Annotated in this window: 21 protein-coding genes; 17 read left to right on the top strand and 4 right to left on the bottom strand. The window is 73.5% G+C overall.

The window, feature by feature from the left end; all coding sequences use genetic code 11:
• The 6 genes from glf (at position 1) to E8D37_RS05445 (ending at position 9,535) form a co-directional block, all read left to right on the top strand.
• A complete protein-coding gene (gene glf / locus E8D37_RS05470; RefSeq protein WP_136568745.1) occupies positions 1–1,185 on the top strand; it encodes a UDP-galactopyranose mutase in 1,185 nt (394 codons plus the stop codon).
• Positions 1,182–3,215: a glycosyltransferase gene (locus E8D37_RS05465; protein ID WP_136568744.1), complete on the top strand. Its 2,034-nt coding sequence runs from the start codon at positions 1,182–1,184 to the stop codon at positions 3,213–3,215. The genes glf and E8D37_RS05465 overlap by 4 nt, the downstream gene beginning before the upstream one ends.
• Positions 3,208–4,215: an ABC transporter permease gene (locus E8D37_RS05460; RefSeq protein ID WP_136568743.1), complete on the top strand. Its 1,008-nt coding sequence runs from the start codon at positions 3,208–3,210 to the stop codon at positions 4,213–4,215. Before E8D37_RS05465 ends, E8D37_RS05460 begins: the two co-directional genes overlap by 8 nt.
• Complete coding sequence (locus E8D37_RS05455) at positions 4,212–5,003, top strand: ABC transporter ATP-binding protein (protein WP_206055580.1); 792 nt, start codon at positions 4,212–4,214, stop codon at positions 5,001–5,003. The genes E8D37_RS05460 and E8D37_RS05455 overlap by 4 nt, the downstream gene beginning before the upstream one ends.
• A gap of 308 nt (positions 5,004–5,311) precedes the next feature.
• Positions 5,312–6,193 carry a hypothetical protein gene (locus E8D37_RS05450; protein WP_136568742.1) on the top strand — a complete coding sequence of 294 codons (882 nt, stop codon included), beginning with the start codon at positions 5,312–5,314 and terminating at the stop codon, positions 6,191–6,193.
• A gap of 252 nt (positions 6,194–6,445) precedes the next feature.
• Positions 6,446–9,535, top strand: coding sequence for an FG-GAP-like repeat-containing protein (locus tag E8D37_RS05445; RefSeq protein ID WP_136568741.1), 3,090 nt, complete (start codon positions 6,446–6,448; stop codon positions 9,533–9,535).
• Between the two features lie 39 nt (positions 9,536–9,574).
• Here the strand turns inward: E8D37_RS05445 and E8D37_RS05440 are convergent, their stop codons facing one another.
• Positions 9,575–10,336 (bottom strand): TIGR03089 family protein, encoded by a 762-nt coding sequence (locus tag E8D37_RS05440; protein ID WP_136568740.1) that lies wholly within the window; start codon positions 10,334–10,336, stop codon positions 9,575–9,577.
• Positions 10,337–10,388: 52 nt separating this feature from the next.
• On the opposite strand from E8D37_RS05440, the gene E8D37_RS05435 reads away from it, so the two are divergent.
• Positions 10,389–11,492 (top strand): mannose-1-phosphate guanylyltransferase, encoded by a 1,104-nt coding sequence (locus tag E8D37_RS05435; RefSeq protein ID WP_136568739.1) that lies wholly within the window; start codon positions 10,389–10,391, stop codon positions 11,490–11,492.
• 95 nt (positions 11,493–11,587) lie between these two features.
• Here E8D37_RS05435 and cofE read toward each other — a convergent pair whose 3' ends face one another.
• Both cofE and cofD read right to left on the bottom strand, forming a co-directional pair.
• The gene (gene cofE / locus E8D37_RS05430) at positions 11,588–12,631 is read right to left on the bottom strand and encodes a coenzyme F420-0:L-glutamate ligase (protein WP_240770205.1); all 1,044 of its coding nucleotides are present in this window, start codon (positions 12,629–12,631) and stop codon (positions 11,588–11,590) included.
• Positions 12,628–13,638 carry a 2-phospho-L-lactate transferase gene (cofD, locus tag E8D37_RS05425; RefSeq protein ID WP_136568738.1) on the bottom strand — a complete coding sequence of 337 codons (1,011 nt, stop codon included), beginning with the start codon at positions 13,636–13,638 and terminating at the stop codon, positions 12,628–12,630. Before cofD ends, cofE begins: the two co-directional genes overlap by 4 nt.
• 342 nt (positions 13,639–13,980) lie before the next feature.
• Between cofD and E8D37_RS05420 the strand changes: the two genes are divergently transcribed.
• The 3 genes from E8D37_RS05420 to E8D37_RS05410 all read left to right on the top strand — a co-directional run bounded on the left by E8D37_RS05420 (position 13,981) and on the right by E8D37_RS05410 (position 19,043).
• A complete protein-coding gene (locus E8D37_RS05420; RefSeq protein ID WP_136568737.1) occupies positions 13,981–14,235 on the top strand; it encodes a WhiB family transcriptional regulator in 255 nt (84 codons plus the stop codon).
• Positions 14,236–14,343: 108 nt separating this feature from the next.
• Positions 14,344–17,406: a glycosyltransferase family 2 protein gene (locus tag E8D37_RS05415; protein WP_136568736.1), complete on the top strand. Its 3,063-nt coding sequence runs from the start codon at positions 14,344–14,346 to the stop codon at positions 17,404–17,406.
• Positions 17,403–19,043, top strand: coding sequence for a DUF5719 family protein (locus E8D37_RS05410; RefSeq protein WP_136568735.1), 1,641 nt, complete (start codon positions 17,403–17,405; stop codon positions 19,041–19,043). Before E8D37_RS05415 ends, E8D37_RS05410 begins: the two co-directional genes overlap by 4 nt.
• A gap of 65 nt (positions 19,044–19,108) precedes the next feature.
• Here E8D37_RS05410 and E8D37_RS05405 read toward each other — a convergent pair whose 3' ends face one another.
• On the bottom strand, positions 19,109–19,561 hold the full coding sequence (locus tag E8D37_RS05405; protein ID WP_136568734.1) for a metallopeptidase family protein: 453 nt from the start codon (positions 19,559–19,561) through the stop codon (positions 19,109–19,111).
• Between the two features lie 85 nt (positions 19,562–19,646).
• Between E8D37_RS05405 and E8D37_RS05400 the strand changes: the two genes are divergently transcribed.
• The 7 genes from E8D37_RS05400 (at position 19,647) to ahcY (ending at position 26,561) form a co-directional block, all read left to right on the top strand.
• The gene (locus tag E8D37_RS05400) at positions 19,647–20,006 is read left to right on the top strand and encodes a DUF3499 domain-containing protein (protein WP_136568733.1); all 360 of its coding nucleotides are present in this window, start codon (positions 19,647–19,649) and stop codon (positions 20,004–20,006) included.
• A gap of 10 nt (positions 20,007–20,016) precedes the next feature.
• Entirely contained in the window at positions 20,017–21,420 is a 1,404-nt protein-coding gene (locus E8D37_RS05395) for a phosphomannomutase/phosphoglucomutase (protein ID WP_136568732.1), read from the top strand.
• Positions 21,417–21,614, top strand: coding sequence for a Trm112 family protein (locus tag E8D37_RS05390; protein WP_136568731.1), 198 nt, complete (start codon positions 21,417–21,419; stop codon positions 21,612–21,614). The genes E8D37_RS05395 and E8D37_RS05390 overlap by 4 nt, the downstream gene beginning before the upstream one ends.
• A gap of 100 nt (positions 21,615–21,714) precedes the next feature.
• A complete protein-coding gene (locus E8D37_RS05385; RefSeq protein ID WP_136568730.1) occupies positions 21,715–22,746 on the top strand; it encodes an SIS domain-containing protein in 1,032 nt (343 codons plus the stop codon).
• A gap of 63 nt (positions 22,747–22,809) precedes the next feature.
• Entirely contained in the window at positions 22,810–23,916 is a 1,107-nt protein-coding gene (locus tag E8D37_RS05380) for an acyltransferase family protein (protein ID WP_136568729.1), read from the top strand.
• Between the two features lie 10 nt (positions 23,917–23,926).
• Positions 23,927–24,922, top strand: a complete 996-nt coding sequence (locus E8D37_RS05375) for a DUF808 domain-containing protein (protein WP_136568728.1) — start codon at positions 23,927–23,929, stop codon at positions 24,920–24,922.
• A 178-nt stretch (positions 24,923–25,100) separates the two neighbouring features.
• A complete protein-coding gene (ahcY, locus tag E8D37_RS05370; RefSeq protein ID WP_136568727.1) occupies positions 25,101–26,561 on the top strand; it encodes an adenosylhomocysteinase in 1,461 nt (486 codons plus the stop codon).
• Positions 26,562–26,589: the final 28 nt, after the last annotated feature.

The raw sequence follows: 26,589 nt of genomic DNA, 5'->3' as shown, positions 1-26,589 counted from the left end.
GTGCAGCAGAACTCGCTTCCTGACCTCGTCGTCGTCGGCTCCGGCTTCTTCGGCCTGACCATCGCCGAGCGGTGCGCCTCGCAGCTGGGCCTCAAGGTCCTCGTGCTCGAGCGGCGCCCGCACCTCGGCGGCAACGCCTACTCCGAGTTCGACGAGGAGACGGGCATCGAGGTGCACAAGTACGGCACCCACCTGTTCCACACCTCGAACGAGCGCGTGTGGGAGTACGTCAACCAGTTCACGGACTTCACGAACTACCAGCACCGGGTGTTCGCGAAGTACCAGGGGCAGGTCTACTCCTTCCCGATGAACCTGGGCCTGATCAACCAGTTCTTCGGCAAGTCCCACACCCCGGACGAGGCCCGCGCGCTCATCGCCGAGCAGGCCAGCGAGATCGCCACCGAGGACGCCACGAACCTCGAGGAGAAGGCGATCTCCCTCATCGGCCGCCCGCTGTACGAGGCGTTCGTCAAGGGCTACACCGCCAAGCAGTGGCAGACCGACCCGAAGGAGCTGCCGGCGGCGACCATCACCCGCCTGCCCGTGCGCTACACCTTCGACAACCGCTACTTCAACGACACCTACGAGGGCCTGCCGGTCGACGGCTACACCGCGTGGCTGGAGCGGATGGCGGAGCACGAGAACATCGAGGTCCGCCTCGAGACCGACTTCTTCTCCGTCGCGGAGGACTTCAAGGGCAAGGTCCCGATCGTCTACACCGGGCCCGTCGACGAGTACTTCGACTACTCCGCCGGCCGCCTGACCTGGCGCACCATCGACCTCGAGCGCGAGACCGTCGACGTCGACGACTACCAGGGCACCGGCGTGGTCAACGCCAACGACCCCGAGCTGCCCTACACCCGCACGCTCGAGTTCAAGCACCTGCACCCCGAGCGCACCTACCTGCCGGGCAAGTCGATCGTCGTGCACGAGTACAGCCGCTTCGCCGAGGAGGGCGACGAGCCGTACTACCCGATCAACACGGCCGAGAACCGCGAGAAGCTGCTCGCGTACCGCGACCTCGCCAAGGCCGAGCCGAACGTCCTGTTCGGCGGTCGCCTGGGTACCTACAAGTACCTCGACATGCACATGGCCATCGGCTCCGCCCTGACCATGTTCGAGAACAAGCTGCGCCCCCACTTCGCCGAGGGCGCCGACCTCACCAGCGGAGGAGTCGACGCATGAGCGCCCCGACCACCACCAGCCCCGAGCAGGCCGCCGCCGAGGAGCCCGTCACCGCCACGCGGCTCCTCCAGCGCCAGGTCCTGCCCAGCGCCGACGACTTCGACGTCATCGCGCTCTACGTCGACAACACGGCGCACTCGCTCGACCTCGGCTCCCAGAGCAGCAAGGACGGCGGCCCGGGCGTCTCGCTCGCCTTCGGCGGCCGCGAGCTCCACCCCGACCAGCTGCTCTCGCGCACCGGCTTCCGGGTCCGCTCGGGCGAGCGGATGAGCTTCGGCACCTACTTCAACGCGTTCCCCGCCAGCTACTGGCGCCGGTGGACCATCGTGAAGGAGGTCGAGCTGACCGTCCGCGTCACCGGCGTGGGCGCGAGCGTCGTGGTCTACAAGTCCATGGCCCGCGGCTCCAGCCAGCGCGTGGCGTCCGCCTCCACGGGCACCGAGGAGCGCGGCTCCTTCTCCTTCGACCTCACCCTCAAGCCGTTCGCGGACGGCGGTTGGTACTGGTACGACGTCATCGCCGGCGAGGCGGACGTCGTGGTCGAGTCGGCCGAGTGGACCACCCAGGTCCCCGAGGACAAGGCCCAGCACGGGACGCTCGACCTGGCCATCACCACGATGAACCGCCCGGAGTTCTGCTCCGAGCTCCTCGCCCAGCTCGGCAACGACGAGGCGCTCCAGCCGTACCTCGACACCGTCTTCGTGATGGAGCAGGGCAAGCAGAAGGTCGTGGACGCCGAGGCGTACCCGGCGGCGAAGGAGGCGCTCGGCGACACGCTGCGCGTCCTCGAGCAGGGCAATCTCGGCGGGTCGGGCGGCTACGCCCGCGGCCAGATGGAGTCCCTCGCCAAGGGCACCGCCGACTACGCGATGATGATGGACGACGACGTCGTCTGCGAGCCCGAGGGCATCATCCGCGCGGTCACGTTCGCCGACCTCGCCCGCCGCCCCACGATCGTGGGCGGCCACATGTTCAACCTCTACGCCCGGGCCCGGATGCACAGCTTCGGCGAGGTCGTCCAGCCGTGGCGCTTCTGGTGGCAGTCCGCCCCCGGCGTCCAGTCCGACTGGGACTTCGCCGCGCACAACCTGCGCGCCTCGAAGTGGCTCCACCAGCGCGTGGACGTCGACTTCAACGGCTGGTTCATGTGCCTGATCCCGCGCGTGGTGATGGAGGACGTGGGCCTCTCGCTGCCCGTCTTCATCAAGTGGGACGACTCCGAGTACGGCCTGCGGGCCAAGGAGGCCGGCTACCCGACCGTCACGTTCCCGGGTGCGGCCGTCTGGCACGTGCCGTGGACGGACAAGAACGACGCCCTCGACTGGCAGGCCTACTTCCACGTGCGCAACCGGTTCATCGCCGCGCTGCTGCACTCGAAGTACGACAAGGGCGGCCGGCTCATCGCCGAGTCCCGCAACCACCAGATCGCGCACCTGGTCTCGATGCAGTACTCGACGGCGGAGCTGCGCCACCAGGCGCTCCTCGACGTCCTCGAGGGGCCGGAGGCGCTGCACGCGCAGCTGGCGACGAAGCTCCCCGAGATCAACGCGATGCGCAAGAAGCACAGCGACGCGCAGCTCGAGTCCGACCCCGACGCCTTCCCGTCGGTCAAGCGGACCAAGATGCCGCGCAAGGGGCGCGAGGACTTCGGCCCGCCGTCGCCCCGGACGGCCTTCGTCGTCGCGGCCACCCAGCCGCTGCGCCAGCTCAAGCCCGTCCGTGAGCTGTCCCGGACGCACCCCGAGACCGAGGTGCGCGCGCAGGACGCGAAGTGGTGGCGCCTGGGCAAGTTCGACTCCGCCGTGGTGTCGATGAACGACGGCTCGTCCGCGGCGCTCTACCGCCGCGACCCGGCCCAGTTCCGCGACATGATGAGCAAGACCATGGCGATCCACGCCCGGCTGCGCCGCGAGTGGCCGCGCCTGGCGCAGCAGTACCAGGACGCGCTCGGCGACATCACCTCGCCCGAGACCTGGGCGGAGACGTTCAAGCCGTGGACCGAGCCCGCAGCCGACGGTGCCGATGACTGAGACCGGTGAGAGCACGGCGGCGGGCACCGAGCCCGCCGCCGGCTCCGGCGGCGGCCGCCGGCGCGGCGGCCGCGGCAACAAGGTGCCGCTGGGACCCGAGGGCACCGCCGGCGCCGGGCGTGAGGCCGCCTACGAGGTGGACGCGCCGCTGGCCCCGCCGTCCCCGGCGCCCGGGATCTTCGAGGTCTTCCGGCACCGCTACCTGCTCAAGCTGCTGGTGCGCCGGGAGATCCAGTCCCGGTACTCGGGCTCGGCCCTGGGCCTGCTGTGGTCCTACATCAACCCGCTGAGCCAGTTCGCGATCTACTACGTCGTCTTCGGCCTCCTCATGGGCCGCGACAGCGTGGAGAACTACGCCGTGCACGTGTTCTGCGGCCTGATCGTCGTCCACTTCTTCATCGAGACCTTCAACGCCGGCACGCGCTCGATCGTCAAGAACAAGTCCCTGGTGCGGAAGATGGCCGTGCCACGGGAGATGTTCCCGGTCTCGAGCATGCTCGTCTCGCTCTACCACGTGGGCCCGCAGGTCGTGATCCTCGTGGTGGTCTGCGGGATCTACGGGTGGACGCCCGACCCGCTGGTGCCCGTCGCGGTGCTGCTGGCGCTGGCCATCATCATGTGCCTGGCCACCGCCCTGGCCATCGTGTTCAGCGCGGCCAACGTGTTCTTCCGGGACTTCTCCTCGGTGGTCAGCATCCTCACCAACCTGGTGCGGTTCAGCGTGCCGATGATCTACCCGTTCCGGCTCGTGGCCGACAAGCTCGGCGACACCATCGCGCACTACTACCTGCTCAACCCGATCGCGGACGCGGTGCTGCTCGTGCAGCGGGCGTTCTGGGTGGGCACCACCAGCGACCCGGCGGCCACCGCGCGCACGGAGCTCCCCTCGGACCTGTGGACCTACGGCGTGGCGATGCTCCTCGTCTCGGTCGTCTGCCTCGTCCTGGCCCAGGTGATCTTCCGCAAGCTGGAGAACAAGATCCCGGAGCGTCTGACGTGAGCTACCCGAAGTCGACGTCCATCGTGGTCGAGAACGTGTCGAAGGAGTTCACGCTCCGCTACCAGCGCACCTTCAAGCAGGTCAGCGTCGCCAAGATGCGCGGCGAGGCCACGAAGAGCACCTTCAAGGCCCTCGACGACGTGTCCTTCACCGTCGAGCAGGGCGAGTCGATCGGCCTCATGGGCCTCAACGGCTCGGGCAAGTCGACCCTGCTCACGCTCATCAACGGCGTCATGCGGCCGGACGAGGGTCGCGTGCTGACCCGCGGCCGGATCGCCGGCCTCATCGCCACCGGCGCGGGCTTCCACCCGCAGCTGACCGGCCGCGAGAACATCTACCTCAACGCGGCCGTCTGCGGCATGACCGAGAAGGAGACCGACGCGAAGTTCGACGAGATCGTCGAGTTCGCCTCGATCGGCAAGCACCTGGACTCGCAGGTGGGCAACTACTCCTCGGGCATGTACGCGCGGCTCGGCTTCGCCGTCGCCGTCAACGTCGACTGCGACATCTTCCTGGCCGACGAGGCCCTCGCGGTCGGCGACAAGCCCTTCAAGCGCAAGTGCCTCGACAAGATGCAGGAGATCCGCGACTCCGGTCGCACGATCTTCTACGTCTCGCACGCGGCCGGCTCGGTGCGCAAGATGTGCGACCGGGTCCTGGTGCTGGAGAACGGTCGCCTGGGCTTCGACGGTCCCGTCGACGAGGGCATCCGTTACGTCAAGTACGACAGCGACGAGGACGGGTTCGACGAGAACGCGGACGACGAGGAGCTCGGCGCCGACATCTGAGTCGGCCTGGCCGTCGCCGGCTCGGCCCGCCGCCGCCCGGGTGCCGCTGCCCCCGGCCGGCGACGGGCCGCCTGTCCCTCGGCGCGCGCCGCCGACCGGGGCGGGGGAGGGCGCGGTGCGCCCTCCCTGTCCGTCATCCTCGGTAGGCGGACCCGCGCGGACCACGGACTCCTTGGTCGCGACAGCGTTGTCGCGACAGGCCTGTCGGGGCCGGTTGCGGCGAGGCGTCGGCCAGGGCTGTCCGGAACCGCGCGTCGGGGCTACCCTGACCCGGCCGGGACCGGGGGGTGCCCGAGCGAGGGGGCACCATGTCGGTCGACCAGCGCGTCCCGGGGCAGGGCCCCGAGGACGAGGACCTCACCGAGGTGGTCCGGCACCTGGGCCAGACGTTCGGCCGCGACGGTCGGCCGCGGCCCCGCTCCGCGAACGAGCCCGAGGTGCGATGGTGCCTCGAGGCCGGGGTGCGCGCGCTGCACGAGGAGTTCTGCCGCTTCGAGCAGGGTGAGCACCAGGCGGTCCTGCCTGCCAACGAGCTCGTGGGGGCGGTCTCGCTGAGGCGGGTGATGGACGCCTACGCCGAGCTCCTGGTCGAGCACGGTCGCGACCCCGGCCATGCCAGCAGGGACCGGGTGCTGCGCCGCTGGGGGAGCACGACGGCCTTCCAGCGGGACGTCCTGCGCTACGTCTTCCGCCCCGGCCGCGAGGAGGCGCGGCTCGCGGCGCGCGCGGCGCAGCTGCCGGCGCTGATGGAGCTGACGCTGGGGGAGCTCGTCGAGCTCCTGGCGGCCGAGGAGTCGGCCATCCAGTCCGCGGACCCGGTCATCCAGCTCCAGGACGCGCTCCAGTCCGCGTTCCCCGCCGACGCGCGCCTCCAGGAGCTGGCGCGACTGAACCTCGAGCGGCGCACCGCGGCGTGGGCGGACCTGTACCGGGTGCTGGGCGAGGCGTACGCGATCCGTCTCCTGCGGCCGGGCTGGGAGTGGACGGACCTGGCGGCCGTGCTCGGCACGCTGGTCGAGGGGGCCCACCGGCGGTCGGTGGCCTTCCGTGAGGTCCCGGTCCTCACCACCGGGGCACCGCTGGCCCGCGAGATGGTCGTGCTCGTCCTGGAGGCGCTGGACGGGCGGCCGTGGGCCGAGCTGGCGGGGTTGCGGGCGGACCCTGCACGGCGTCCTCACGTCACGTCGTGACGGCCCTGGCGCCGCGGTGGCCTGGTCACGGCGTCTTCACGCCCATGGGCCCTTGGACTGCTGCGTTCAACCCCGATATGGGGGAGGTTCGGCGCAGAATATGTCTAGATCGGTCGAAGTTTTTGACCGATGGACGGCGTGGCGACTGGAAATTACAGCCGTGTAGTTGGTGACCCCGACTTCCGTGACTGTTGTGACTCATGTGAAAGTTGCGCCACGTGTGAACCGCCCCCCGCGCACTGAAGGACTCGCATGCCGCTCAGCAGGACCCGTCTCGTCGCCGCCTGTCAGGCGGTGCTCGCCCTGGGAGTCGTCTCCGCCGCGTTGATCCCCGCGACCGGCGTGATCTCCCTGGACCTGGTGCCCACCCCCACCGACGCCGGCACGACGTCCAGCACCTCCACCGGCACCTCCAGCGCCTACACGGGCGCCCTGGCCGCCTACGTCAAGGAGTCCACCCAGACCTCGACGCTCCCCGCCTCGACCACGGACGCGGTGGTCGACGAGGTCCAGCTGACGCCCGCCGGCGGCACCGGCGTCTCCGCCCGCACGACGCTCCGGTCGACCGCGCAGTCGACCACCAGCACGGACACCTCGGACGGCACGGCCACGGTGGTGAGCGACCCGCAGGACGTCGACAGCAGCGGCGGCCTGGTCGGCGTGACGTGGGCCCAGGGGACCGGCGCCACCGACGAGGACCTCTCCTTCGAGATCCGCACCCGCACCGACGGGGAGTGGACGGACTGGACCGAGCTGGCCTACGACGACGACCACGCCCCCGACCCGGGCACGGCGGAGGCGAAGGCGGCCCGGCCCGGCACGGACGCCGTGTGGGTCGGGGAGTCCGACGACGTCCAGGTGCGCGCCACCGACACGGACGGGGCACTGCCCGCCGACATGCAGCTGGCCGTGATCGCGCCGGGCACGCCCGAGGCCACGGTCCAGGAGCGGGCCGCCATCGACACCGCCACCATGGACGGCGGGGACGGCACGGACTCGCTCTACGTCGAGACCGGCACGGAGTCCGCGGCCGAGAGCGCCGCCACCACGGCGGCAGCGACGTCCGCGGCCGAGGCCACCGCCGAGGCGGCCGGCGCGGCGGAGCCCGCCGCGACCAGCACGGCCACCAGCACCGCGACCAGCACGGCGACCAGCACGGCGACCAGCACGGCGACCAGCACCGCCACGGCGACGAGCACCGCGACCGACAGCACCGACACGGACACCGACACCGACGGTGACGCGACGCTCCAGGCCGCCACGCTGAGCACGCCGAAGCCGGTGATCTACTCCCGTGCGCAGTGGGGCGCCGACGAGTCCATGCGCACGAAGAGCTCGCTGAGCTACTACGAGGTGCACGCGGCGTTCGTCCACCACACCGTGAACGCGAACAACTACACGCGGGCCCAGGTGCCGGGCATCATCCGGTCGATCTACGCCTACCACACGCAGTCCCTGGGCTGGTCCGACATCGGCTACAACTTCCTGGTCGACCGCTTCGGCCGCGTGTGGGAGGGCCGCTACGGCGGCGTCGACCGCCCGGTGGTGGGCGCGCACACCTACGGCTACAACGACTACTCCTTCGCGATGTCCGCGATCGGCAACTACGAGACCGGGCAGCCGTCCAAGGCGATGATCCAGGCCTACGGCGCCCTGTTCGCCTGGAAGCTCTCGCTGCACGGCGTGAACGCGGCGTCCACGAAGCAGGTGGTGGGGTCCGGCACCTTCGAGGCCATCAACGGCCACCGCGACGCCGGCCAGACCGCGTGTCCGGGCCAGTACCTCTACAACAAGATCCCACGCATCCGGAAGCTCGCCGCCGCGGCGCAGGCCGGGTGGTCCGGGCGCAACCTGGTCAGCGACCTGGTCGGCTCGTCCTACCCCGACCTCGTGGTCAGGCGCGCCTCCGACGGCCGGGTGTTCATCGTGCCGACCGAGGGCACGAGCCGCATCCGCAAGGAGGTGACGCTCTCCACGGACGTCTCCGCCTACGGACGGCTCGTCCTCACGGCCGACATCACCGGCGACGGCATCGCCGACCTGCTCGGCACCAACGACGACGGCAGCCTGGACGTGATGCCGGGGCTCGCGTCGGGTGGGTTCGGCGCGGTGACGCGGACGATCGGCGCCACGGCGGGCTACGACCTCGTCACCGCCCTGGGCGACTTCAACGGGGACGGGAAGAACGACCTCGTCGCCCGCGACCCGGCCACGGGCAACCTCGTCCTGCTGCTGCGGACCAAGCCCGCGCGGTTCAAGACGCGGGCGCTGCCCGTCGACTACTCGCGGTTCAAGCAGCTCGTCGGTGTCGGGGACGTCGACGAGGACGGTCACGTCGACCTGGTCGCGCGGACCAAGACCAACGCGCTGCTGCTGCTCACCGGCCGCGCCCGCAGCTTCGACGAGCCGGTGACCCTCGGCGAGGACGTGTCCTGGTCCGGGATCGTGGCCGCGGGCGACTGGAACGACGACGGTCACCTCGACCTCCTGGCCCGGCGCTCCTCGGGCGTCGGCACCGTCCTCCTCGGCCATGGCGACGGCACCTTCGGCAGCGGCGTCGGCTCGATCTCCGGTCTCTCCGGCGGCACCGTCGTCGCGGGCGGTCTCGACCTCGGCGGCAGCGCCGCGCCCGACCTGCTGCTGCGGCAGAGCGGCAGCCTCGTCCTCGCGGTGAACAACGGCACCTACGAGACCGGCGCGCGGGTGCGGACCAACCTCAAGCTGGCGAACGCGGACGCGGTCCTCAACGCGGGGGACTGGGACGGCGACGGCTACGGCGACCTCATCGTGCGCTCGGACGGCGTGCTGCGACTGCGGCGGGGCGACGGCACCGGCCAGTTCGGGGCCGGCATCGTCCTGGCCCGGAACATGGGCTCGGTCAAGGAGCTCGCGGTCGTCGGGGACCTGACCGGCGACGGCTGGCCGGATCTCCTGGGCCAGCCGAAGGGCGGCTCCATGCGGATCTACCCGGGCCGGGGGGCGCGGACGCTGCGCAAGAGCTACGTCGCCCACAGCGCCATCACCGGGACCCGGCAGATCGGCATCGGCCGCTGGAACGCCGACGGCTCGCCCGACACCCTCGTGCGGCGCGGCGCCTCCCTCGTGCTCTACCCGGGCAACGGTCCGGGCGGGCTCGAGGACGGTCGGACGCTCGGCATCTCGGTCAAGCGCTACGACCGGCTGGCGGGCATCGCGTCCGCCACCGGGTCGGGGCGCTACGCGGACCTCGTCGCCCGGGCGTCGGCCAGCGGGACCCTCTACCTGGTGCCGGTGACCTCGTCGGGCTTCGGCTCGCGCACGCCGCTGCTCGAGGGAGCGGGGGTGTACGACCTGGTCGGCTAGGGACGGAGCCGACCGTCCTGGTCGGCGCCGCGGGGACCCTCAGGCCCCGCGGACCGACGCGGGGTGCCAGGCGTCGACGCGCTCCTCGCCCGCGAGGGCGGCGAGACGCTCCGCCGTGGCACCGCTGACCAGGACCACCGAGCCGCCGCGTGCGAGCGGCTCGGTGAACGAGCCGAGACCCGGTGGGGAAGCCGGGCTCAGCTCCGCGAGGAGGCGGCCGCCGTCGGTGAGGAGACTCCCGCCGGCGGCCGCCCCCCACAGCTCGCCCTGGGTGAGCGGCGGGTCCACGACGGCGTCGTCCGCGTCCGTCGGCGGCTGCCAGGGCGTGAAGGCGTCGGGCTGGGACCACACCGCCACGCCCAGGTCCACGACGCCGGCCGGCACCTGCTCGCGGAAGCGCACCCCCAGCGGCAGCAGCGCCGAGGCCAGGACGGGGACCCGGTCGGCCAGCGGTGACCACGCCCCGAGGGTGGGCGCCCCGCACACGACGGCGTCCGGCTCCACGTCGGCCGCGGCGTCCGGCCCCTCGCCGCCCGCGAGGACGACGCGCAGGCCGATCGTCCAGGCGGCGCCGAGCACGACCGGGGCCAGCCAGTGCGTCGGCAGGTCGACCACCAGGGTGTCGCCGGCCTCGAGGTCGTGCTCCTCGGCCAGCAGCGAGGCGGTCTTCGCGACCCAGTTGGCGTAAGTCGTCACGGAGAGCTCGGTCCGCTCGCCGCTGTCCTCGTCGTAGAACGTCACCAGCGGGCGGCCCGGGCCACGGCCCAGCTCGCGGGCCAGCAGGTCTGAGAAAGTGGTCACGAGTCCGACCATAGGACCAGCACGGTCCGGCGCCGGACCCTACGCTCGGCGCATGACCCTCGACGACAAGGGCGCCTCCAGCCCCCTCGACAGCTTCTACGCCGTGGTCCCCGCCGGTGGCGCGGGCACCCGGCTGTGGCCGCTCTCGCGTGCACGCTCGCCGAAGTTCCTCCGCGACCTGCGTGGCAGCGGACGATCCCTCCTCCAGGAGACCTTCGACCGGCTCTCGCCCCTGTGCGAGGACCGCTTCCTGGTCGTGACCGGCACGGCGCACGCCGAGGCGGTCGCCGGCCAGCTCGACAAGGTGCCCGCCGACGCCATCCTCACCGAGCCCGCCGCGCGCGACTCGATGGCCGCGATCGGCTTCGCCGCCGCCGTCCTCGAGCGCAAGGACCCGGACGCCGTGATGGGCTCCTTCGCCGCCGACCACGTCATCACCGACGAGGCCGCGTTCGCGCAGGCCGTCTCGACCGCGGTGGCCGTGGCCCGCGAGGGCTGGCTGGTGACGCTCGGCATCGAGCCGACCTTCCCCTCCTCCGCCTTCGGGTACATCCACGCCGGCGCGGCCCTCGAGGGCCACCCGGGCGTGAACGTGGTCGCCGAGTTCGTCGAGAAGCCCTCGACCGAGACGGCCACCGAGTACCTCGCCACCGGTGAGTTCCGCTGGAACGCCGGCATGTTCGTCGCCCGCCCCTCGACCATCCTGGACCTGCTCCACACCTGGCACCCCGAGTTCGCCGACCGCCTGCGCGAGCTCGCCGCTGACCCCTCGCTCGTCGAGGCCGCCTGGGCCGACCTGCCCAAGATCGCCCTCGACCACGCGATCGCGGAGCCCGCCGCCGCGGCGGGCAAGGTCGCCACCGTCCCGGCCGCCTTCGGCTGGGACGACATCGGCGACTTCGACTCCCTGGCCACCCTCCTGGGCGGCGAGGAGTCGACCAGCACGGTCGTGCTCGGCGAGCCCGAGCTCGTCCAGGCGATCGACACCACGGGCCTCGTGGTGCCGCACGAGAAGCTCATCGCGGTCGTCGGCCTCGACGACGTGGTCGTCGTCGACACCCCCGACGCCCTGCTCGTCACCACGCGCGCCCGCGCGCAGGACGTGAAGAAGCTCGTCAACGCCCTCAAGGACGGCGGTCTCGGCGACCTGACCTGACGCCCCTCCCACCACGCACGACGGCCCGTCCCCTGCTGGGGGCGGGCCGTCGCGCCGTGCCGGGGTCAGGCGGGGTCAGGCGGGGTCAGGCGGGGTCAGACGAGGGGGACGAGGTGGCGCAGGCCGTCCCCGTCCGGCGCCAGGGCGCGCCACCCGTGGGCCAGCAGCAGGACGTCGAGCAGCGGCCCGGCCGCCGGGTCGACCGGCGCCACGGCCGGCGGCTCCGCGACCAGGCGCGCCGCCGGGCCCAGCGCCCGTGCGAGGACGTCGAGCAGCTCCTCGACCGGCAGGGGCGAGCCGAACGCGGCCTGGTCGCCCGGGAGGGCGGCGGGGGAGCCGAGCACGCCCGCGACCGCGCGCACGACCGCCTCGCGGGCGCCCCAGCCGAACAGGTCGGCGCCCTCGGCGCGCACCAGCGAGCGGGCGCCGGCGCCCGGCTCGTCGAGGACGAGGTCGGGCCGACCCCGCAGCACGGCGAACGGTCGGGCGCCGAGCTTGCCCTGTGCCAGCTCGGCGGCGCCGGCGAGCTCGTCGGCGACCGCGGGCAGGGTGACGACGAGCGGGTTGCCGTGGCCGTCCACGCGGCCGGCGAAGCTCTCGGCCACCCGCAGCCCGGCGGCGCCGATCGCGACGTCGGTCTGCCCGTCGCGCCAGGCCCGGCCCATCGTGTCGGTGACGAGCACCGCGACCCGCACGCCGGTCCGCTCGCGCAGCGCCCTCCGCAGCCGCTCGGCGGAGGCGTCCGGGTCGACGGGGAGCAGGAGCGCCGTGCCGGGCGCGGTGTTGGAGGCGTCCACGCCGGCGGCGGCCATGGTGAGGCCCAGGCGGTTGCGGACGATGCGGGTGACGCCGCGGCGGGCCACGAGCCGCGCCCCGGGCGCGCGGAGCTCCTCGTCGACGGCCGCGTCGCGGCCCTCGTGCCGCACCTGGCCCTCGGCCTTGCTCACGACCTTGCTCGTGACCGCGACGACGTCGCCGTCGGCGAGCGCCGGGCCCTCCACGGCCAGGGCGTCGAGCAGCAGCGCGGCGAGGTCGTCGCCCTCGGCCACCTCGCCGACGCCGTCCGGGGCCCACACCCGCAGCCCGGGCAGCGGCGTCCACCGGTCGTCGACGCCGTCGGCGTCGTCGGCGCCGGTCACGAGACCAGGTCGATCGCCGCGGCGGCCATGGCGGCGGTGGCCGCGTCGTCGGTCATCATCAGCGGCACGGCGGCGGCCCGCAGCCCGGCGGCGGTGAGCCCGGGCAGCGCGGCGGCGTCCCGGCTGTCCACCAGCCAGCCGTCCAGCACCCCGCCCTCGCTGCGGGCGCCGTAGTGGCGGCCCACGGCCTCGGCGCTCGCCTCGACGCCGATCGCCGCGAGCACCTGCTCGGCCATCCCGCGGACGTGCCGGCCGCCGACGATGGGGGAGAGCCCCACGACCGGGGCCGAGGTCGCCCGGACGGCCTCGCGCAGGCCCGGGACGCCCAGGATGGTGCCGACGGAGACGACCGGGTTCGACGGCGGCACGATCACGAGGTCCGCCTCGGCGAGGGCCTCGAGCACGCCGGGGCCCGGCGTCGCGTCGCCCTGGCCGACCACCACGACCTGCTCCGCGGGGACGGAGGCGTGCAGCCGCACCCAGTACTCCTGGAAGTGCACGGCCCGGCGTCCGCTGGGCTCGGCGTCGTCCGCGATCACCACGTGCGTCTCGACGCGGTCGTCGGTCATGGGCAGGAGCCGGACGGAGGTCCCGTGCCGCGGGGCGAGCCAGCGCTCGCACAGCGCGTCGGTCACGGCCGAGAGCGGGTAGCCGGCCTCGAGCATCTGGGTCCGGACCAGGTGGGTGGCCACGTCCCGGTCCCCGAGCCCGAACCACGTGGGCTCCACGCCGTACGCCTCGAGCTCCGCCTTGACGCTCCAGGTCTCGTCGCGCAGGCCCCAGCCCCGCTCGCGGTCGTTGCCGTCGCCCAGGGTGTACATGACGGTGTCGAGGTCGGGGCAGATCTTGAGGCCGTGCATCCACACGTCGTCGGCGGTGTTCGCCACGACCGTGACGACCGCGTCGGGCTCGACGCCGGGCAGGGTGCCCCCGCGGATGCCGGCCAGCAGGCCCTCGAGGAACCTCGCGCCGCCGGTGCCGCCGGAGAGGACGGTGATCGCCTTCATGGGGGGTACTGTGCCGCAGCCGCGGTGATCGCGAGCCACCCGGCCCCTGGCGCCACCCCTGGCCTTCCCCTGGCCTCCCCCTGGCCCGTCCGCTGGTACGGATGACCCGTACGGGTGGTGGCGCGCAGTGTACGAAATGTGACCGTCACCGCACGGCAACGCGCCGGACGCCACATCCGTCACAGATTCTCGCCCGGTTGGGCGTATACCACCGGACGGCTTGACTCCTGCGGCACGACAGGCTTGTAATTCCATCAGTGTCAGCAGCGGGGGTGGGCGCAGGCCACCAGATGTGGCCCGGCGTTGCGAAGCACGAGACGGACGGGTCGAAAGGGCGGATTCGTGAGAGAACTGTTTCTCCTCGAGACGGACGCCGACGAGGGCGGTTGGCAGGAGCGCGCACTGTGCGCTCAGACCGACCCCGAGGCGTTCTTCCCCGAGAAGGGCGGATCCACCAGGGAGGCCAAGAAGGTCTGCCTCACGTGTGAGGTCCGCTCCGAGTGCCTGGAGTCGGCACTCGAGAACGACGAGCGCTTCGGGATCTGGGGCGGTCTCTCCGAGAGAGAACGTCGCAAGCTGAAGAAGCGAGCAGTCTGAGCCACGCGCCCCGGTCCACCCCTAGCGGACCGGGGCGCGCTGCTTCTCCCCGGCGGGTGCCCGCCGGCGGATGGGTCATGACGGCCCGGACGGTTACTGTTGCCGATCGTGTCAGCAGAGGGGGAGAACACGGACGTGGGCGCGGTCGCAGCCCTGGTGGTCAGCCACGACGGGATGCGGTGGCTGCCCGTGGTGGTCGACGGGCTGCAGGGCCAGTCCCGGCCGCCCGAGCACGTCCTGTGCGTCGACACCGGGAGCCGTGACGGCTCCGCGGAGCTCCTCGAGGAGACGTTCGGGCCCGTGGCCCGGATGCCGCGGGAGACCAGCTACCCCGAGGCCGTGCGCCGTGGGCTGTCGATGCTCGCCGACGACGTGGAGTGGGTCTGGCTCCTCCACGACGACTCCGCACCGGCCCCCGACGCGCTGCTCGCCCTCACGCTGGGCACCCAGGAGTTCCCCGACGCCGACCTGCTCGGCTGCAAGCACCGCGAGTTCCCCTCGCTGCGCCGCCTGCTCGAGGTGGGCGTCACGCTCTCCGGCACCGGCCGGCGCGAGACCGGCCTCGAGCGCGGCGAGTACGACCAGGGCCAGCACGACGACCCCCGCCGCGTCCTCGCCGTCAACACCGCGGGTCTGCTCGTGCGCCGCTCGGCCCTGGAGGAGCTCGGCGGGCTGGACGCGCGGCTGCCCGTCTTCGGCTCCGACCTCGACCTGGGCTGGCGCGCCGCCGCCAACGGGCGCACCACGGTCGTCGTGCCGCAGGCGGTCGTCTTCCACGCCGAGGCCGCCCACCGCGGCCTGCGCCGCACCCCGCTCACCGGCCGGCACACCCACTTCGCCGAGCGCCGGGCCGCGCTGTTCGTCCTGCTCGCCAACTCGCCGGGCGGGTGGCGGCTCCCGCTCCAGCTCGTCCGCCTCACGCTGGGCACCCTGCTGCGGGTCCTCGGGTTCCTCCTCGTGCGCTCGCCCGGCGAGGCCCTGGACGAGCTCGCCGCGCTGCTCGCGACCGTCGCCCAGCCCCGCTCGATGCGGGCCGCGCGCCGCGAGCGCAAGCCGCTGGCCACCGCGCCCGTCGCGGAGGTCCGCGCGCTGCTGCCACCGCCCTGGCTGCCCTACCGCCACGGCCTCGACGTCGTGGGCGACCTGGTCGCCGCGCTGTTCCGCAGCGCCGCGGACGTCGCCGAGCGCCGCCGCGAGGCCGCCGCGCTGGCCGACCCGTCGTCCTTCGCCGCCCGTCGGCTGGCCGCCGAGCGCGCCGAGGAGGACGAGGACGTCGTGGGCGCCGACTCCGGACTCGTCGCCCGGTTCCTCGCCAACCCCGTGGCGGTCCTGCTGGGCCTGCTCGTCCTCGCGCTCGTCGCCGCGGCCCACCAGGCCTTCGGCACGCTCACCGGTGGCGGGCTCGCGCCGGCCCCCGAGACCTGGCACGAGTGGTGGGTGCTGTGGACCCGGGCCGAGCACGACCTCGGCACCGGCACGTCCGTCCCCGCGCCCGCCCTCGTCGGGCCCCTGCTGTGGTTCGCGGCCGTGCTCGGCGGCTCCCCGGCCGTGGCCGTCTCCGTCGTCCTCGTCCTGGCCGCTCCCGTGGGCCTGTGGGGGGCGTGGCGGTTCCTCCGCGTCACCGGCCGCCTCGTGCGGCCCCAGGGCCTGCCCCGGTGGATGCTCCTCGTCGGCTCCTCGGCCTGGGCGCTCGTGCCCGCGGCCTCGGGGGCCTGGTCGGACGGGCGGCTCGGCGCCGTCCTCGCCGGCGCACTCCTGCCGTGGCTCGCCCACGCCGCCCTCGGCTTCGCCGACCCCGAGGCCGACCGCCGCCGCCGGGCCGCCTGGCGCACCGGTCTGCTGCTCGCGGCGGTCACCGCCGCGGCGCCGCTCATCTGGGCCGTCGCCGCCGTCCTGGTCCTCGCGCTGACGCTGGCCGGGCTGCGGCTCGCGCCGAGCCTCGTGCGCACCCGTTCGGTGTGGGGCCCGGTCGCGACCGCGCTCGGCGTGCCGCTCCTCGTCCTGCTGCCCTGGTGGCTGCCGACGCTGGTCTCCCTCGGACCGGCCGCCCTGCTGATGGACCCGGGCGTGCAGCCGTCGCCCGCTCCGACGGGGCTCGACCTGCTGCTGGGGCGCCTCACCGACACGGCGTGGCCGGTCGCGGCCGGCGTCGTGCTGCCCGTGCTCGCGGTCGTGGCCCTGCTGCCCTCGCGCACCCGCGCCGCCGTCGCGGCCTGCTGGGCCGTGGCCGCCGCGGCCGTGCTGGTGGCCCTCGCCGCCTCGCCCGTGAGCATCGCGCTCGCGGGCGGCTCGACCCCGGCCGGACTCTCCGGCCCGCTGCTGGTCGTGCAGGCCTCGCTCGTGGTGGCCGCCTGCCTGGGCGGCCTGGGCGCGCTCCTGCACCAGGAGGACGAGCACGACCACGGCCTGGTCGGCTCCGGCCGGGTCGGCACGATCGGCATCGCGGTGGTCGGCGTCCTCGCCGCCCTCGTGCCCGTCACGGGCCTCGCGTGGTTCCTCACCGGCTCCGACGAGCTCGGCGACGAGAGCTCCTCCGTGGTCCCCGCCTACATGGTGGTGCCGGACGCCGACGGCGAGGTGCCGGCGGTGCTGCTGCTCCAGGGCAGCGTCGCCGAGGGGCTCTCCTACGAGGTGCGACGCGGTGGCACGGCCACCATCGGCACCTCCGAGGTCCTGGCGCTGACCCCCAGCGACCCGGCGACCACCCGGCTCGTGCGCGACCTCGTCTCCCGCCCCACCGAGGCCGACGTCGCCGAGCTGGGCGACCTGGGCATCACCTACGTCGTGCTCTCCGCCGCCGACGAGACCGGCACCCGGGCCGACCGCCGGGTCGCCTCCGTCCTCGACGCCGCGGCCGGGCTCAGCCAGGCCAGCAGCGACGGCCGCACCACCCGCGCGTGGAAGGTGGACGACGTGAGCGGCGACGACGCGGCCGTCGACGCCACCTCCGCCGGACGCTGGACGCTGGTCGTCCTCGGCGTCCTCGGCGTCCTGGCGGCGCTGCTCGGGGCGCTGCCCAGCAGGCCCGGCGGTCCGCGCGGCCGGCGTGGGCCGGTCGACGGCGAGGACCTCGACGGTGCCGCCGGGCGTGCCGCACCGCGACGCAGCCTCAGCAGACGGAGCAGACGACGGGCCCAGGCCACCGACGGCACGCGAGGGAGCGCGGCATGACCTCCGACGACCAGACCCCCGAGCAGACCCCCGACCAGGCCCCCGAGCCGACTCCCGAGCCCACTCCCGAGCAGGTCTCTGACTCGACGCCCGAGCCGGCGCCGGGCGAGACGCCGGACGAGACGGGCAGCGGGCGACGCCGCGCGGCGCCGGTGGCCCACGGCCCCTCCCTGACCGGTCTCGTCGTGGCGGCGGTCCTCGTCGTCGTGACCGTCGTGCTGGCGCTGCTCGTCCACCCCGCCGACGGCGGCGCCGACGCCGGGGCGGCGCCCGACCAGGCCGCCGTCACGAGCACCGACCTCACCTGCCCCGAGGCGACCGACGACGGGGGAGTCACGATCGTCTCCGCGCCGTCCCTCGCGCTCGCCGGAACCTCCGGCACGACGGACGACGCGCAGGACGGCTCCAGTGACGGCTCCGTGACGGCCGGCGGGCGCGACGTCGACCTGGCCACCTCGGCCAAGGCCTCCGCCTCGGTCGGCTCCTCGTCCGGCTCGGCCGAGACCGAGGTCGCCGGGGTCGACGGCCTCGCGCCGGGTCTCTCGGCCACCCGGACCTCGACCGGGAGCGAGGGGCTGGCGGCGACCGTCTGCCCCTCGCCGACCACCGACCAGTGGTTCACCGGCCTGGGCGCGAGCCCGGCCCACTCCTCGGTCATCGTGCTGCACAACCCCGACGCCGGCACGGCCACCGCCGACCTGGTGGTGCACAGCGCCGACGGCGACATCACCGACGACAGCCTCCGCGGCGTCTCCGTGCCCGCGGGCGGCACGGTGCGCCTGCGCCTGGCCAAGCTGGTCGCCGTCACCGGCGACCTGGCCGTCGAGGTCAGCGTCGACCGGGGTCGGCTGGCCGTCAGCGCCGTCGACACCGTGGACCGGCTCGCGGAGCCGACCACCAGCGAGTACCTGTCAGGCCAGTCCTCCTCGTCGACCCGGCTCGTGCTGGCCGGCGTCGCGGGGCTCGGGTCCGACCTGGACTCGGCCACCCTCGTCGTCCACGACGCGGGCACGGACTCCACCCAGGTCAGCGTGCAGCTCGTCTCCGACGACGCGACGTTCGACGCCTCCGGCACGCCGACGCTCCGGCTCTCCCCGGACGAGGTGGGCACCATCGACCTCACCAAGGTCCTCTCGTCGGCCGCCGCGAAGGACGCCGTGGCGGTCGTCGTGACCGCGGACCAGCCGCTGACCGGCACCCTGCGCCTCGTGGAGAGCAACGACCTCGTGGAGGTCACGCCCGCGACCACCTTGAGCTCGAACGGGGGCTCCACCACCACCGGGGCCGCGACGGCCGTCGCGCTGTCGGGGACGTCCTCGACGCTCGTCCTCACCGCGGACGGCTCCGGCGACGACTCGGACGAGGTGTCGGCGCGGGTGACGCTGCTGGCCGACGACGGCTCGGTGCTGTCGCGCCGCACCGTGAAGCTGGCCGCGAGCACGGGGACGTCCGTGGCCGTGCCGGCGAAGGCGGCCGCTGCCCTCGTCGAGCCGCTCGCGGGGACGCTGCGCGGGGCCGTCGTGGTGGGCGGCTCCCAGGGCGACGGGGCCGCGGTGCTGGGCCTCTCGACACTGCCGTCGACCTCGGCGGTGCCCCACGTCCAGCCGGGCGACGTCACGGCGGGCGAGGGCGACTGACCCGCAGCACGGCCACCCGAGGCGGTGGTGCGGGTCAGGCCGTGGGGTCGCAGCCGGGGGACGGCTCAGTCGTCCCCGGGGTCGTAGTCGGGGTCGACGTCCTCGGGCGGGAGCTCGAGGTAGCGCGCGACCTCCTCGACCACCGCGGTGTGCACGAGCGAGGCGAGCTCCTCGCGGTGGGTGGCCCGCAGCTCCAGCGGCCGCCGGAACACGACGAGCCGCGGGGCGGACGCCGGCGCCCGCAGCAGCCGGGCCAGCGGCACCGGGTCGTCCCAGGCGGCCTCGGGCGGCACGACCGGCACGTCCTCGACCGCCCACTCCAGCTCCGCGAGCTTGTCGCCCCACCGCGCCTCGAGCAGGTCCGCCACGTCCAGGACGAGGTCGTCGAACCGCTCCGCCGACGTCCGGTGGGGGCCCCGGCCCAGCGGCAGCGGGGCCGGCAGCGGGCCGGGGGAGACGACGGGGCCGCGGCGGCCACGCCCGTGGCGGTCGCGGCGTCGGGGGGACTGGCTGGGCACGGGGCGAGCCTACGAGCCGCCGGTCGGCGGCTGCCACCGCGCGCCTGACCGCGACCGTCGGCGGGCGCGGGTACCGTCTGTTCCCGTGAGTCCCACCCGCCGCTGCTCCCGCACCGCCTGCGGTCGGGCGGCGGTCATGACGCTCACCTACGTCTACGCCGACCAGATCGCCGTGCTGGGCCCCCTGGCCACCTACGCGGAGCCCCACGCCTACGACCTGTGCGAGGCCCACAGCGAGCGACTCTCCGCCCCGCGGGGCTGGGAGGTGCTGCGTCTCGCGGCGCCCCAGCCCTCCGGGCCGTCGGACGACGACCTCCTGGCACTGGCCGACGCCGTGCGCGAGGCGGGCCGCCCGCGTCCTGTGACGAGAACCACGCCGCCCGACGGGCCGGAGGTGCCGGGCGTTCGTCGAGGTCACCTGCGGGTCCTCGGGCCGGACGCCTAGGCTGACGCCCATGACCGAGAGCGTCCCCGCCACCTTGTCCGCCGAGAACGTCAACGCGATCTTCAAGGCCTACGACGTGCGCGGCACCGTCCCCGACCAGCTCGACGAGACCCTCGCCCACGCCACCGGCCGCGCCTTCGTGCGCGTCGTGGGTGCGAGCACGGTCGTCGTCGGCCACGACATGCGCCCCAGCTCGCCCGGCATGGCCGCGGCGTTCGCCAAGGGTGCCAGCGAGGCGGGGGCCGACGTGGTCCTCATCGGCCTCTGCTCGACCGACGGCCTCTACTTCGCCTCCGGCCACCTGGGCCAGCCGGGCGCCATGTTCACGGCCAGCCACAACCCCGCCCAGTACAACGGCATCAAGATGTGCAGGGCCTTCGCCCAGCCGGTCGGCATGGAGACCGGGCTGCGGGAGATCCGCGACCTGGTGACCTCCGGTGACGTCGCCGACGGCGCCTTCGTGCCGGCCGCGACGCCGGGCACGATCACCGAGCAGGACCTCCTCGAGGCCTACGTCGACCACCTGCTCGGCCTCGCGCCGGTCAGCGGTCGTCGCCTCAAGGTCGTCGCGGACGCCGGCAACGGCATGGCCGGCTTCACCGCCCCCGCGGTCTTCGCCAAGCTCGCCGAGGTCGTCGACCTGGTGCCGATGTACTTCGAGCTCGACGGCACGTTCCCGAACCACGAGGCGAACCCGCTGGACGAGTCCACGCTGACCGACCTCAAGAAGCGCGTCCTCGAGGAGGGCGCCGACGTCGGTCTCGCCTTCGACGGCGACGCCGACCGCTGCTTCCTCGTCGACGAGCTCGGCAACGCCGTGGACCCCTCGGCGATCACCGCCCTCATCGCCTCCCGCGAGCTCGCCAAGGAGCCGGGCTCCTCGATCATCTACAACCTGATCAGCTCGCGCGCCGTCCCCGAGATCGTCACCGAGCTGGGGGGCACCCCGGTCCGCACCCGCGTGGGTCACTCGTTCATCAAGGCCAAGATGGCCGAGACCGAGGCGATCTTCGGCGGCGAGCACTCGGGCCACTTCTACTTCCGGGACTTCTGGCGTGCCGACTCCGGCATGCTGGCCGCCCTGCACGCCCTCGGTGCCCTCGCCGGCACCGAGCAGCCGCTCTCCGAGCTGCTGGGCGCCTTCTCCCGCTACCCGCGCTCCGGCGAGATCAACTCCGAGGTGGCCGACCAGGCCGCCGTCATGGACGCGATCGAGGCCGAGTACGGCGCCCGCGAGGGCGTCACCACCGACCGTCTGGACGGCCTCACGGTCGCCCACGCGGACTGGACGTTCAACGTCCGTCCGTCCAACACCGAGCCGCTGCTGCGCCTCAACGCCGAGGGCAAGGACGAGGCCACCATGGCCACCCTCCGCGACGAGGTGCTCAGCACGATCCGTGGAGGTACCGCGTGACCGCGCTGGACCCCGGCCTGCTGGCCATCGTCGTCTGCCCCGCGTGCCACGGCACGCTCGACCTGGTCGAGGGCGCCCCGGGCGCTCCCGACGGGGTCGAGGTGGAGCTGACCTGCACGGGGGAGTGCGGCCGGGCCTACCCGGTCCGCGACGACATCCCCGTGCTCCTGGTCGACGAGGCCCGACAGCCCTGAGGCGACCCCCGCCGAGCACCACCTGGAGCACCTGCACCACCCCTGCACCACCCGCGGCGCAGCGAGGCGCCCGCGGCGCGAGGAACGAAGGACGAAACGCGTGAGCTGGTTCGACGAGTCGCGACTGGACGACGAGACGGCGCTGGGCGCCGCGGACGCGAGGCTCCGGTTCCTCGCCGAGTCGGGCGCCCGGGTGCGCCGCGAGGTCGGGGAGGCCGCCGAGGCCCTGGCCGAGGCCGTCTCCCGGGCCAAGGACAACGACCGGCCGCGCGCCGTCGTGGCCGCCGGCCCCGACAGCCGCCTGCTGCGCGCGGTGCTCGAGCCGTGGTGCCCCGTCCCGTTCGTCGCCTGGCCCGGGCCCCAGCTGCCCGGCTGGGCCGGCAGCCTCGACCTCGTCGTGGTGCTCGCCCCCGACGGTGCCGACCACGGCACCGCCTCCGCCGTCGCCGAGGCCTGCCGTCGTGGCTGCCAGGTCGTGGTCTCGGCCCCCGCCGGGTCCCTCGTCGCCGACCACGCGACCGGGCGCGACGCCACGGTCCTGCCCTCGGTGACCCGCGACCAGCTCGCCACCGCCGTCACCATGCTGTCGTTCCTGCACGACGTGCAGCTCGGGCCCGACTGCGACCCCGAGGCCGTGGCCACCGCCCTGGACCAGGTGGCCATCGACGCCGGCCCGCGCAAGGACATCGCCGTCAACCCGGCCAAGATGCTGGCGATGGCGCTCGCCGAGGAGACCCCCGTCGTCTGGGGTGGCACCGTGCTGGCCGCCCGCGCGGCGCGCCGTGTCGCCGAGGGCCTGCGCCGCTCCAGCGGCCGCACGGCCCTGGCCGGGGACGTCGAGCAGGTGCTCCCGGTCATCGAGCGCGCCCGTCCCCGCGACGTCTTCGACGACCCGTTCGCCGACGGTGACGAGCGCACCCCGCGCCCGGTCCTCGTCGTCCTGGACGACGGGTCGGAGGAGCCGATCGTCCGCGAGCAGCGCAGCCGCCTGCTCGCCGCGGCCGCCGAGCGCGGCGTCCGCGTGGAGACGGTGACGGCCGAGTCTGGCTCCGAGGTCGCCCGCTACGCCGAGCTCATGCTCTCGGGCACGTACGCGGCGACCTACCTGGGCCTCGCGCTGACCGAGGACTGACCGGGGGACCGCCACCCGGTCGTCAGGTTTGACCGGCCGGGGCCCCGGGGTAGGCACCGGGTCATGGGAGCGCGCGATCCGTGGTTCGACAACGCCAAGATGGTCCTGGTGACGCTGGTGGTCATCGGGCACTCGTGGGTGATGCTGCCCGACTCGGCCCTGCGTGACCACGCGTACGCCTGGCTCTACGCCTGGCACATGCCCGCCTTCGTGCTGGTGACGGGCTACCTGTCGCGGTCCTTCGAGTGGACGCGGCCCCGCACGTGGGCGCTGGTGCGCACGGTCGCCGTGCCGTACGTCCTCTTCGAGGCGGCGCTCGCCCTGTTCCGCACCCGCGTGGGCGGCGAGCAGCTCGACGAGCTGTGGGCGGACCCGCACTGGCCGCTCTGGTTCCTCGTGGCTCTCTTCTGCTGGCGCCTGGCCACGCCGGTGTTCAAGCGCCTGCCGGCACCGGTCGCCGTCGCGGTGGCGGTCGTCGTCTCGCTCAGCGGTGGGCTGTGGGCGGGCTCGCTGCTCGACCTCGCGCGGGTCTGCGGCTTCCTACCCTTCTTCGTGCTGGGGCTGCACCTGCGCTCCGGGGCCTGGGACCGCCTGCGGGTGCCCGGCTCCCGCGCGCTCGGCGTCGTGGCGCTGCTCGCCGTCGGCGCCGTCACCACGCTCACCCACCTGGTCCCGGTCTCCGACTGGTTCTACTACAACGACACCTACTCCTCCCTCGGCGTGAGCCCGCTGCACGGCGTCGCGCTGCGGTCGGCCTGCCTCGTCCTCGGTCTGGTGGGGGCGGCGGGGGTCTTCGCGCTGCTGCCCCGCGGCGCGGGCTGGTGGACCGCGATGGGCTCGGCCTCGCTCGTCGTCTACCTCTTCCACGGCTTCTTCGTGAAGGGCGCCGAGTACGCCGGCTGGGCCGGGGTCGGGTCCCTCGGTGCGGTGCCGGCGTTCGCGCTCACCACCGTCGCCGCGGCCTCGGTCGCGATGCTGCTGGCGTGGCCGCCGGTGGCACGGGTCCTCGGGCGGGTCGCCGACCCGCTGGGCTGGGCCTCGCACGAGGTCGGTGCCGCGCACCAGGTCGCCGTGGCGCACGAGGCGTTCGAGGTCTCCGAGGTGAACCTGGACGGCGGGGTCGGCTCGGGCCAGGGCGTCCTGGTGGGGGCGGAGCAGGTCCGCCGCTAGGCTCACCCGCGTGAGCGCCGGTCTCTTCGCCCTCCTCGACGACGTCGCGACCCTGGCGCGCATGGCTGCCGCGTCCCTGGACGACGTCGGTGCGGCCGCCGGCCGCGCGAGCGCCAAGGCTGCCGGGGTGGTCATCGACGACACCGCGGTGACCCCGCAGTACGTGCACGGCGTGGCTGCCGAGCGCGAGGTCCCGATCATCAAGAAGATCGCGATCGGCTCGCTGCGCAACAAGCTGCTCATCATCCTGCCGGTCGCCCTGGTCCTGGCCCAGTGGCTGCCGTGGCTGCTCACCCCGATCCTCATGGTGGGCGGCACCTACCTCGCCTTCGAGGGGGCGGAGAAGGTCTGGGAGAAGATCGGCCCGGGTCACGGGGCGGGTCACGGGGCGGGCCACGGGGCGGGCCACGGCGAGGCGGACGCCGGGACGGCCGCACCGGCCGAGCCGGTCGACCCCGCGCAGACCGAGGACAAGCTGGTCGCGGGCGCCATCCGTACGGACCTCATCCTCTCGGCCGAGATCATGGTCATCGCGCTCGACACCGTCACCGCGGAGACGTTCCTGACCCGCCTGGTCACGATGGTGATCGTTGCGTTCCTCATCACCGCCCTCGTCTACGGCGTGGTCGCCGCCATCGTGAAGATGGACGACGCGGGGCTCGCCCTCGCGGAGCGGGACTCGCCCCGGGTGCAGGCGTTCGGGCGCGGGCTCGTGCGCGCGATGCCGCGCCTGCTCACCGGCATCGGGGTCGTCGGCACCGTGGCCATGCTGTGGGTCGGTGGCCACATCCTGCTCGTCGGCACCGACGAGCTGGGCTGGCACGGCCCCTACTCGCTCGTCCACCACCTCGAGGAGGGCGTCCACCACGCGCTGGAGGGCGCGGGCGTGCTCGCCCCGGTCGCCGCGTGGCTCGTGGCCACCGCCGGCTCGGCCGTGTTCGGCGCGATCATCGGCGCCGTCGTGGTGGTGGTCGTGACCGTCGTGGGTCGGCTGCGCGCCCGCTGAGACGCCTGCGTTCGTCGCCGGCCCTGCCGATGGGTGAGGGGAAAGAGCCACCGAACGGGGATTGAGGAACCACCCCCTCGTCCGCCTACGCTGGTCAGCGTTCTGCGGGGGAGATCCCCAGGACGCGCAGATGCGCGGCGCAGATCTGGCTCCATCCGTACACGAGGAGACACACCCCATGGACTTCAAGGTCGCCGACCTGTCCCTGGCCGACTTCGGCCGCACCGAGATCCGCCTGGCCGAGCACGAGATGCCGGGCCTCATGGCGATGCGCGAGCGCTTCGGCGACTCCAAGCCCCTCGCCGGAGCTCGGATCGCGGGCTCGCTGCACATGACGATCCAGACCGCCGTCCTCATCGAGACGCTGGTCGCGCTCGGCGCCGAGGTGCGCTGGGCCTCCTGCAACATCTTCTCCACCCAGGACCACGCGGCCGCCGCCATCGCGGTCGGCCCGACCGGCACCCCCGAGGCGCCCGCCGGCGTCCCGGTCTTCGCCTGGAAGGGCGAGACCCTGGAGGAGTACTGGTGGTGCACCCAGCAGATCCTCGACTGGGGCACCGACGCGGAGGGCAACCGCGTCCACGCCAACATGATCCTCGACGACGGCGGCGACGCGACCCTGCTCGTCCACCTCGGCGTCGAGGCGGAGAAGAAGGGCGAGGCGCCGGACCCGGCCACCGCCACCAGCGCCGAGCAGAAGATCATCTTCGGCGTCCTGGTCGACTCGCTCGCCGAGTCCTCCGACCGCTGGACCCAGGTCGCCGCCGAGATCAAGGGCGTCACCGAGGAGACCACCACCGGCGTGCACCGTCTCTACGAGATGATGCGCGACGGCGCGCTGCTCTTCCCGGGCATCAACGTCAACGACTCGGTCACCAAGTCGAAGTTCGACAACAAGTACGGCTGCCGGCACAGCCTCGTCGACGGCATCAACCGCGCCACCGACGTCCTCATCGGCGGCAAGGTCGCCGTGGTCTGCGGCTACGGCGACGTCGGCAAGGGCTGCGCCGAGTCGCTGCGCGGCCAGGGCGCCCGCGTCATCGTCACCGAGATCGACCCCATCTGCGCCCTTCAGGCCGCGATGGACGGCTACCAGGTGACCACGCTGGACGAGGCCCTGCCGATCGCCGACCTGATCATCACCGCCACCGGCAACCGGGACGTCGTCACGGTCGAGCAGATGTCGCGGATGAAGCACCAGGCGATCGTGGGCAACATCGGCCACTTCGACAACGAGATCGACATGGCCGGGCTCGAGTCCTTCCCGGGCGTGGAGCGCACCACCGTCAAGCCGCAGGTCGACGTGTGGACGTTCCCGGCCGACGGCGAGCGGTCCGCACACTCCATCATCGTGCTCTCCGAGGGCCGCCTGATGAACCTGGGCAACGCCACCGGCCACCCCTCGTTCGTCATGAGCAACTCGTTCACCAACCAGGTCCTGGCGCAGATCGAGCTGTTCACCAAGACCGAGCAGTACCCGGTCGGCGTCTACGTGCTGCCCAAGCACCTCGACGAGGAGGTCGCCCGGCTCCACCTGGAGTCCCTGGGCGTCAAGCTCACCACCCTCTCCGCCACCCAGGCGTCCTACCTGGGCGTGCCGGTCGAGGGCCCGTACAAGAGCGAGCAGTACCGCTACTGACGCACCTGGTCCGGTCGGGAGGGGCGAC

The organism is Nocardioides sp. GY 10127 (assembly GCF_004919085.1).
GTDB lineage: Bacteria > Actinomycetota > Actinomycetes > Propionibacteriales > Nocardioidaceae > Nocardioides.
Note: the sequence above shows the minus strand (reverse complement) of the source record. Positions and strands in the feature narration are given on the sequence as shown.

Coding starts and splice junctions, on each gene's coding strand:
- E8D37_RS05460 (WP_136568743.1), top strand. CDS start 3,208: ATGACTGAGACCGGTGAGAGCACGGCGGCGGGCACCGAGCCCGCCGCC.
- cofD (WP_136568738.1), bottom strand. CDS start 13,638: ATGAAGGCGATCACCGTCCTCTCCGGCGGCACCGGCGGCGCGAGGTTC.
- ahcY (WP_136568727.1), top strand. CDS start 25,101: ATGGACTTCAAGGTCGCCGACCTGTCCCTGGCCGACTTCGGCCGCACC.
- E8D37_RS05380 (WP_136568729.1), top strand. CDS start 22,810: ATGGGAGCGCGCGATCCGTGGTTCGACAACGCCAAGATGGTCCTGGTG.
- E8D37_RS05465 (WP_136568744.1), top strand. CDS start 1,182: ATGAGCGCCCCGACCACCACCAGCCCCGAGCAGGCCGCCGCCGAGGAG.
- E8D37_RS05450 (WP_136568742.1), top strand. CDS start 5,312: ATGTCGGTCGACCAGCGCGTCCCGGGGCAGGGCCCCGAGGACGAGGAC.
- E8D37_RS05395 (WP_136568732.1), top strand. CDS start 20,017: ATGACCGAGAGCGTCCCCGCCACCTTGTCCGCCGAGAACGTCAACGCG.
- E8D37_RS05410 (WP_136568735.1), top strand. CDS start 17,403: ATGACCTCCGACGACCAGACCCCCGAGCAGACCCCCGACCAGGCCCCC.
- E8D37_RS05445 (WP_136568741.1), top strand. CDS start 6,446: ATGCCGCTCAGCAGGACCCGTCTCGTCGCCGCCTGTCAGGCGGTGCTC.
- E8D37_RS05435 (WP_136568739.1), top strand. CDS start 10,389: ATGACCCTCGACGACAAGGGCGCCTCCAGCCCCCTCGACAGCTTCTAC.